This window comes from Tunicatimonas sp. (assembly GCF_049647865.1).
Lineage (GTDB): Bacteria > Bacteroidota > Bacteroidia > Cytophagales > Cyclobacteriaceae > Tunicatimonas.
Genome location: NZ_JBARYM010000877.1, coordinates 1 through 8,201 on the forward strand (window position 1 = coordinate 1; position 8,201 = coordinate 8,201).

The window sequence follows — 8,201 nt, forward strand, 5'->3', positions numbered from 1 at the left end:
ACTTATTGGCATCTCAGTAAGAACTACCAATGAAAATGGGCGGGCCGCTCAAGATATTGGCCTACTATGGAGCAAATTTATGTCAGAAAACCTACTGAATAAAATTCCTAATAAGGTGGATGATACCATTTATTCGCTGTACACCGACTACGAGGGCGATCACACGCAGCCCTATACAGCCATATTGGGCTGTAGAGTGAATAGCTTGAGCGAAATCGCGGAGGGAATGGTTGGGAGGTCATTTGACGGCGGTAATTATATGAAAACTACGGCTAAAGGTGATCTGGCCAAAGGACTGATTGTCAATCACTGGTCAAAAATATGGGAGACCAAACTGGCCCGAAGGTATACCGCCGATTTTGAGGTATTTGGCCCGAAGGCAATGAACCCCAGTGATGCTGAAGTAGATTTCTTGGTGGCAGTAGAATAAATTACGCTTTTACTAGCAGCCCCAGACTTTCATTACAATAGAGTAATAAGCTGGAAAAGGCAAATTATCTGGATCTACCACTGATAGCCTACCGATACGGTGACAACTTGAGGGAACGGCCCATCGCTGATTACCCGTTGCAAGTATTTAGCACCGCCCAGTTCGTAAGAAGCATTAATAACGAACTGAGAGGAAAGGATGTAGCGTAATCCCGCTTGCAAACCTACATCAAACTGTGCGTCAGGGATGTTGCGGTCTCCTCCTAATATTCCCCAAGTGCTCCACCTTTCGGAAAAAGTATTGTTGGGATACCGGTAACTACCGTGTATGAAACTGGCCAGATACGGCCCAATGTGTACGCTGAAATTATCGGTTAAATTTTTCCGCATCACTACGGGTAATATTAAATACGAAAGCCTATTACGGTTCGAGTTTGAGAAGATGGAACTTCCGTGACTAATCCCTCGCTGCGTAAAATATAGCCCCGGTTCCAGAGCCAGCGACTTGGTAAGCGTAATACCCCGGTAGACTCCCAATGATACTCCTACCAACGGCACGGAATTTTGAAAAATCTCTGAAGATGTGTAACCACTAATGGTAGCCCCACCCAGTATCCCGAAAGTAGACTGCTGAGCAATACTAGCAAATGAAATCAGTAACAGCAATGGGAATATGCATCGCTTCATGGGGATTTAGCTTTTTGGTACCCAGAAAACGATAAGCAATACCCATTTATTATATAAAGATGCGCCTAATTCTTGTACACAAGCATAGAATGCTATGTACTCCTTAATATTATATCATTCTAAAATAGAATTAAGATTAAACAATTTAGTCTACCCATCTAGAACTAAAATAACAGCTTAGAATAAATCTAAAACCCTACTGGATGAAGCAAGAATAAGAACGATCTGCCCTAAATAAGCTAGCCATCTTTACTCTAACTGCGCTTAGTTTACGAGCAATACCAAATTTCCGCTAAAAAAGTATACCCTTGAGTTGACATATCCGTACAATACATTGACTAATAGTTAAATTATGATAGTTGGGGTAGAATATTGCCCACTCTGGTTGAGAATTCCTCAAATTTACTACTACTCAATAGAGATAATGTGACTCTAAAAAAATCAGTATAAAAATTTAAAAATACTGATTATGGCAATATTTTTATCTGAGTATTGTGCTTTATTAAAATAATTATTTTATAATTGAGGCAAAGCACAATATATTCAGTAAGCAGATATTAACAAAGCATATAATATTGCACGGAAATTGCTAACGCTACGATAACCTACGGAAACTACTACCTATACCGTTTAACTTTTTGTTCAATTATTACTTTGAATAATTTTATATTAAATGTATTGTAATAAATGCTAAAATTGTTCTAAAATTATTTAAAAGTTTATAATCATTATTTATTTTTTTTGTGTTAATTACCAAAAGTTTATTAGAAACAGCATTGATTTAGTATTATGGAAGTACATAAGAGTGTAGTAGATTCCCTGAATGACCTGCTAAAGGAAAACTGCGATGCTAAGCGCGGTTACAGGAAGGCAGCTGAACAGTTAGACGATCCTTCATTGAAGGGATTGTTTATGAACCTATCTGAACAGCGCGACAATTTTAAAAAAATAGTTCGAGAAGAAATTTTGAGCCTAGGTGGTGAGCCTCAAGCATCCCGACAGGTAGATGGTCCTATTCAAAATGCATTTGCTCAACCTGATCTCTTACTGGTGCTTAACACTGTCGAGAAAACACTAAGTGGTTGCCTGCAAATAGAGATAAATGCTTTGCAAGCTATGAAGCAACGAATAGCTCAGTATAAGGTTAAAGAATCTACTCACCAGCTATTGATGGGGCAATTAGAGTATATCCGACTCACAGTGCTCGATTTAAGGGCACTGCCTGATGAGCGAACACCCGTACTAAACTTTTAGTATAGAGATTTGTGACCGGCTGCTTGCCGGTTTTTTTATGCTAAAAACCCTTGTTGCCAGACAATTACTTGGGGCCAGTGTTTTGCAATAAGGGGGATATCCCAAGCAATAAAGCTAGAGGAGCCATCGCGATTATGGTTCACCGGAATTATAAGCTTACCACCTTGCCAGCGGCAACGTCCGGCTCGAGTTTCATCAATCGTAGCCTCTCCATTCTCTAGCTTCTCCCATAGTGGTGCCAGTTGTAGCAAGACCACTTTTTGGAAGGTAGCCTGATGAAGTTGTTTCGTGTCTTTTTCTGTACTATCTAAAATACCATAAAGCAGATAGTCAGCTTTGATTTTATAAAACTCTGAATAGCGTCTTGTCTTATCTGAGTGCTGATCGCGCCGATACCGAAAAGTAATATCTTGATAGGTAGCGTACTGACCGGTCCGGAAACGCTCCTGAACGGTCACCAAACTCCCATCGGGCTGGCTAAATACTCGGTCAATGCCGTGCTGAATATCTAGTTCTTCCTTCTCATCGTTGTTCAGCCGAAAAGGTTCCCAGCCTATTGGAAGGTAAACTTGAGGAAGGGCAATTTGCCGATGGACAAAATCAGTGAAAGTTCGATCTTGATAGTATGATGTTCCTTGAGATTTCATAGCCTCTCAAGAAACAGCTTCTACTGCTTAATTGCTGAGCCATTGCGATAGGAAGCTTACGATGTAAACAATCGCTTTATTTTATCAGGAGCATATTCCACTTTAGCTTTTGAAAAGTTGTCAGTTACTAGGCTGTAATCACTCTCCCGGAACACATAAAATTTTATTGTTAAGCCTTTAGGTAAGGCTTTTTTCAGTGGCTTCCAGCTAGAAGGTTCTTCAAAGCAAATAGTAGTTACTTGATGCTGACTCTTATAAATATGATAATGTAACGTAATAGTGATTGGCTCAAAGGTTTGCTCCCGCAAACACAGTAAATGGGCGCAAGCCTGCCGGATTCGAGTATCCTGCGGAGGAATAAATTGGGTTTGAAAGTACTTAAACGAAGCCTGTATTCCCGCTACCGTAACGGGTTTTTTCCTAACCCCCTCTAAACGTAGCATATTGTCCTTTAAGGATTGCTTTAACTCGTCGTAGGAATCTTGGTACTGCTCACTTATCGCTGTTATTTCTTGTAGGTAAGTCCCTGTCTTTTTTAGCGTATTAACCGTAAGCTTTCGTTCGTAAAGTGTTTCCCTTTGCGTAGCATCTACGGTATATCCTTCGCTGATTTTCTGTAGACGAGGATGCAAAACATTACGGCATAAGTTGTTTTCGTTGTTGTTGCAGAGAATACACTGCCGACTTCCGCCATCTTCTTCATTGAGCTCCAGAATGGCCTGTCCGGTAGTGCCTGATCCGGCAAAAAAGTCTAGAAATACACCTTCATGCTTATTAATTAGCCCTAAAATGTGCTTGAGTAAAACAGTAGGCTTAGGGTATTTAATAGGGCTGCCCGAACCGAAAATTTGCTTTAGCTCCTTAGTACCGTGACTGGTAAGCACGTTATTAATTACGGATGAAGCAGGATTGTACTCGCTCCTCAATTCCGAAAGATACTTCTTCAGCAGGAAGCGTTTACCTGATTCTTTGGGAAAAACCAGCTTACCTGACTTTTTCCATTCTTTTACCCGCCGTTTGGCAAAAGCCCAGTAGCGTCCGTCGGGCGGATAGTATATTTCTCCCGTATGGGGATTTTTTATGGGAAAACGATCTTTCTCCGTTCCCGAAGCTGCCGAAGGATTATCCGGCATCCAGGGTCCGTTCGGATCGTTGTCCCGATTTACGTACTTACTAAAATCTTTAGGTACTCCTTTCAGTTGAAAGTTCGCCCGGTCTTGGGTATAAACTAAAATGTACTCATGATCGGTGGCAAACTTATTGGCGGCATCATTAGGAGTGGTGCGATTTACCCACACAAAGTTTCCAATGAAGTTATCGGAGCCAAACAAACCATCGCACAACAGTTTTAAATGAGCCATTTCCCGATCATCAATTGAGATGAGTAGCACTCCATCATTGGTTAGTAGTTCTTGTGCTAATCGTAGACGATGGTACATAAAGTTCAGCCACTTACTATGCCGATTGGCAGAAGACTTATCCTTACGATTATCGTGGTAGGTTAAGTGCCGATTCCCCGTATTGTAGGGTGGATCAATGTAGATAACGTCTACCCTTTGGGCGTGGGTAATAGTTAGTGCCGAGAGCGTGTGGTAATTATCCCCCTCAATAATGTAATGAACAGGTGATTCATTTTCCCCTTCAATGTCTAACGAAGGTACTGGTTTTAGGGCCGGAAACATTTGCTCGGCCATTTCCACCACCGTTTCGGGTTGATCACTTTCTTCCCATACCAAGCCAAACCGCTCATTAGGCGGAACAATCAAAGCATCGAATAATATCTTGAGTTGATCCAAAAGAAAATTAGGCTACGATTAATCGGCTTAAATTACGCTTTCTTAGTCAGAATGAAAAAGCCCAGGCGATTACTTCAAAATAACGGATGATGTTAGAATTTCATCTTAGCTTTGGCTACGATAGCCCTAGTAAACCATAGTACTCAAGCAGAATAGTAGTGGCATTATGGGTGAAGTGCCCGACAACACCGTAAACCAAGGTTGAGTACCGATTTCTAAAGTACGCAAGCAAGAGCCCGAAGGGAATAAGCCAAACCAGACTGAGCAGTGAGAAATGAACCAACCCAAACAAGAATGCTGAACCCCAGACTGCTGATTTTCGCCCAGCAATCTGATCTAAGTTAGTAAAAACGAAGCCTCGGAATGATAGCTCTTCAAAAATAGCGGGACACATAGCAGTAATGACCAAGTTCAGCAGTAGTGGGTTGGCTGCGTCCTCAAACAGTGGTAGAGAAGTATAGCTTTCCTCAAATAGCACCAGATTTAAGCTATCCATTGATAAGGAAACGAGGAATCCGGTAGTAACTCCAATTATTACGATTAACATGAGGGGTTTGAACTCTATTTTTGAGAAAAAAAGTGTCCAAACGGTTGGTTGTAGGTACGCGAAGACCAGATCAATAATAGCGAATGCAACCGTCCAGATAACCAAAATCTCCAAGGAGTCTTCTGTGAAAGCAGCAACCAGCAAGAGAATAATAGAAAGAATGGTGTAAACTGAGAGGTACTTGAGGTTGCGTCGATATTTCTGGTTGTTCTTTACCGCTCTTTTCATCAACGAGGGGTTTCGTTGACCGCATTGTCCGCAGAAATTGAAATTAGCGCTCTGCCAGCTTCCACAATTAGGACAGGTCTCTTGACTAGGAACTTCAGCTAACATTCAATTCTTTTAATTGAGCAGAGTACTCCTGGTAATCCTTTGCTGAACTAATTCCCTTGATAAATATTACGATAAAGATAATTTTAACAAAAAGCCCCTGGAAGAGTAGCGCAGGATCTACCAGTACTACCGACAACTGGAGCAGTATCCATAAGGCAAATGCTGCCAATATGCCGACTAAGGGTTTTTTGTTTACCCATACTAAACAGCCAATAAATATCAGAGCAGCAACCAAGCTGCTTATTCCGTCAACAAAGGTTACTTCTTCAGATAAGTAGTACAGGCCAAAAAGAACATTTGAAGCAATGATAATATACAGCACAATTTTTACGTTCTTCAGCTTCTTCTTAGCATCGTCTACTACATCTTGCTTAATCTTAATCCGATACTCATACTTATCCTGCTCCGATTGATCGGCTTTTTCGGGATAACCACAGTTGGGGCAAAAAACATCTTCGGCACCCAGTGGCGTACTACACTTAGAACATGATGCTAATTCTTCCATTTTTTTATCATAAAGGATAAAGTAAACCATATTTTACGCATGCATTAGCATAATGGCTCCTGTCTTTTAACACACAATATAAGCCCAACCTGTTGCTCAAAATCGTCATTATTAGCAGAAAAACTACATAGGTAGTAGTTGGTGGTACTTATACAAAAAGATGGTCGTGCGCATCCCCAAACCTTATCGCCCGAGAGTAGTAAAATATTGGCAACCACAAGATAAGGGCCACTTTGATTTGACGGTAGTATTGCGTTTCTTCAATCAAGCTGCACGAACCAACTGATAGTTATGGATAAGATTAACGCCTTTGTCTTTGATGCCTACGGCACGTTGTTTAACATCAACTCGCTGGACGAACGGTTAGCGCACTACTTCGGTAAACAAGCAGAGGCAATTAGTACAACTTGGCGGCGGAAGCAACTAGAATATACTTGGCTGCGGGCACTAATGCAACGGTACGCCCCCTTCTCGCAGGTAACTCAAGATGCGCTCACTTACTCCTGCCAGCTAGCCAAAGTGAAACTCACTGATGAAATCCGCATGGATTTGCTCCACCGCTACGGTGTACTGAAAGCCTACCCGGATGTGCCGGGTGTGTTGCAACAGTTATCGCAAACGCATCGGCTGACAATTCTATCCAATGCTGACCCTAGCTTCCTAGAACAAGCCGTAGAAAATAACCAACTAAATAGTTACCTGGAAGCGGTACTAAGCGCCGATACACTACAAACCTTTAAAACTGCACCGCAGGTATACCAACTAGCGGTAGACACTTTGCAACTACCCCCTGAACAAATTGCCTTCGTTACCTCTAACCCCTGGGATGTAGCCGGAGCTAAATCCTTCGGTCTCATTACCGTGTGGATTAACCGGGGCAACATTCCTGAACAGCTCGGCTTCTCAGCTGACCATGAAATAGCGGGGCTTAAAGAACTGCAACGAACTTTAATCTCCTCTACATGATATGCCAGATACCAAACCAGGATTCGCAACGTATTATCTAGCAATTGTGTTTAATAGTTAATTCTTAAGACGCTTTGCTATCATGCTTACACCCTAGCTGTTCTGTAGACAGTGGACTATCAACTGCAGACTATCTTATGGAACGCAAACAATTCCTTAATTTTTGCCGTAAACAATAGAAACTATTACCTCAACTACTACACCTACATGAGCTTTATTGGAAATCTACTTTGGATTATTTTGGGAGGATTTATTATTGCCTTAGAGTATCTGATCTCAGGGCTGTTGATGTGCCTAACTATCGTTGGCATCCCCTTCGGAATACAATCATTTAAGCTGGCCGGCGCTAGTCTCTTTCCCTTCGGCAACGAAGTGAAGGATGCACCCAACCGCGGTTCAGGTATTTCTACCCTTTTGAACGTCATCTGGATATTAATTGGTGGCATTTGGATTACTCTAACCCACCTAGTGCTAGGCTTAGTGCTTTGCCTAACCATTATCGGCATACCATTTGGGTTGCAGCATTTTAAGTTAATGAAACTGAGTTTTACTCCCTTCGGCTATGAGTTTGGTGATGTAACCCCTCCCCGCCGATAATTTGCCTTCCATGCAGTTCTGCTACGTGGTGAGTGTAGTTGTCTATCTGTAGGATTACCTCGCCACTTTGTAAGTGAGAGCGGCTGTTGTTCCGGCAACCTTCCTGACACCGTCAGCAGACTTGCCAGGACACTGGATAGCTTCCTGACACCATCAGCAGCCTTGCCAGGACATTGGATAGCTTCCTGACACCGTCAGCAGCCTTGCCAGGACACTGGATAGCTTCCTGACACCGTCAGCACGCTTGCCGAAGTACTTGATCGCGTCCTGACACCGTTAGCACGCTTGCAGGGATGCTTGAATACCTCCTGACAGTGTTGATGGCCCTACTGTAGTACTACACACCTGACTAATTGTATCTAAGCACTAAGTTGTCTGTTACCCACGCATCAATGCTCGGATGGATTAAGAAATCAAGTAAAAGTTCTACTATTCGTAGG

Annotated in this window: 9 protein-coding genes; 4 read left to right on the forward strand and 5 right to left on the reverse strand. The window is 42.2% G+C overall.

Annotated features, from left to right (window positions below):
* On the forward strand, positions 1 to 430 hold a 430-nt coding region (locus WBA23_RS25140; protein ID WP_424585032.1), incomplete at its 5' end, for a GyrI-like domain-containing protein.
* Positions 431 to 504: 74 nt separating this feature from the next.
* Here WBA23_RS25140 and WBA23_RS25145 read toward each other — a convergent pair.
* Positions 505 to 1,116 carry an outer membrane beta-barrel protein gene (locus WBA23_RS25145; protein WP_424585033.1) on the reverse strand — a complete coding sequence of 204 codons (612 nt, stop codon included), beginning with the start codon at positions 1,114 to 1,116 and terminating at the stop codon, positions 505 to 507.
* A 789-nt stretch (positions 1,117 to 1,905) separates the two neighbouring features.
* On the opposite strand from WBA23_RS25145, the gene WBA23_RS25150 reads away from it, so the two are divergent.
* Complete coding sequence (locus tag WBA23_RS25150; protein WP_424585034.1) at positions 1,906 to 2,370, forward strand: DUF2383 domain-containing protein; 465 nt, start codon at positions 1,906 to 1,908, stop codon at positions 2,368 to 2,370.
* A 35-nt stretch (positions 2,371 to 2,405) separates the two neighbouring features.
* Here the strand turns inward: WBA23_RS25150 and WBA23_RS25155 are convergent, their stop codons facing one another.
* The 4 genes from WBA23_RS25155 to WBA23_RS25170 all read right to left on the reverse strand — a co-directional run bounded on the left by WBA23_RS25155 (position 2,406) and on the right by WBA23_RS25170 (position 6,228).
* Complete coding sequence (locus WBA23_RS25155; RefSeq protein ID WP_424585035.1) at positions 2,406 to 3,017, reverse strand: hypothetical protein; 612 nt, start codon at positions 3,015 to 3,017, stop codon at positions 2,406 to 2,408.
* A gap of 56 nt (positions 3,018 to 3,073) precedes the next feature.
* Positions 3,074 to 4,813, reverse strand: coding sequence for a site-specific DNA-methyltransferase (locus WBA23_RS25160; protein WP_424585036.1), 1,740 nt, complete (start codon positions 4,811 to 4,813; stop codon positions 3,074 to 3,076).
* Between the two features lie 115 nt (positions 4,814 to 4,928).
* The gene (locus WBA23_RS25165) at positions 4,929 to 5,588 is read right to left on the reverse strand and encodes a lysostaphin resistance A-like protein (protein ID WP_424585037.1); all 660 of its coding nucleotides are present in this window, start codon (positions 5,586 to 5,588) and stop codon (positions 4,929 to 4,931) included.
* A 94-nt stretch (positions 5,589 to 5,682) separates the two neighbouring features.
* Positions 5,683 to 6,228, reverse strand: a complete 546-nt coding sequence (locus WBA23_RS25170) for a hypothetical protein (RefSeq protein WP_424585038.1) — start codon at positions 6,226 to 6,228, stop codon at positions 5,683 to 5,685.
* A 261-nt stretch (positions 6,229 to 6,489) separates the two neighbouring features.
* Here WBA23_RS25170 and WBA23_RS25175 point away from each other — a divergent pair, with 261 nt between their 5' ends.
* The gene (locus WBA23_RS25175; protein ID WP_424585039.1) at positions 6,490 to 7,164 is read left to right on the forward strand and encodes a haloacid dehalogenase type II; all 675 of its coding nucleotides are present in this window, start codon (positions 6,490 to 6,492) and stop codon (positions 7,162 to 7,164) included.
* A gap of 207 nt (positions 7,165 to 7,371) precedes the next feature.
* Positions 7,372 to 7,761, forward strand: coding sequence for a YccF domain-containing protein (locus WBA23_RS25180; protein ID WP_424585040.1), 390 nt, complete (start codon positions 7,372 to 7,374; stop codon positions 7,759 to 7,761).
* Positions 7,762 to 8,201: the final 440 nt, after the last annotated feature.

Bases quoted from the DNA above. Each gene is read 5' to 3' on its own strand.
- WBA23_RS25145 (WP_424585033.1), bottom strand. From the start codon at position 1,116: ATGAAGCGATGCATATTCCCATTGCTGTTACTGATTTCATTTGCTAGT.
- WBA23_RS25150 (WP_424585034.1), top strand. From the start codon at position 1,906: ATGGAAGTACATAAGAGTGTAGTAGATTCCCTGAATGACCTGCTAAAG.
- WBA23_RS25155 (WP_424585035.1), bottom strand. From the start codon at position 3,017: ATGAAATCTCAAGGAACATCATACTATCAAGATCGAACTTTCACTGAT.
- WBA23_RS25165 (WP_424585037.1), bottom strand. From the start codon at position 5,588: ATGAAAAGAGCGGTAAAGAACAACCAGAAATATCGACGCAACCTCAAG.
- WBA23_RS25170 (WP_424585038.1), bottom strand. From the start codon at position 6,228: ATGGTTTACTTTATCCTTTATGATAAAAAAATGGAAGAATTAGCATCA.
- WBA23_RS25175 (WP_424585039.1), top strand. From the start codon at position 6,490: ATGGATAAGATTAACGCCTTTGTCTTTGATGCCTACGGCACGTTGTTT.
- WBA23_RS25180 (WP_424585040.1), top strand. From the start codon at position 7,372: ATGAGCTTTATTGGAAATCTACTTTGGATTATTTTGGGAGGATTTATT.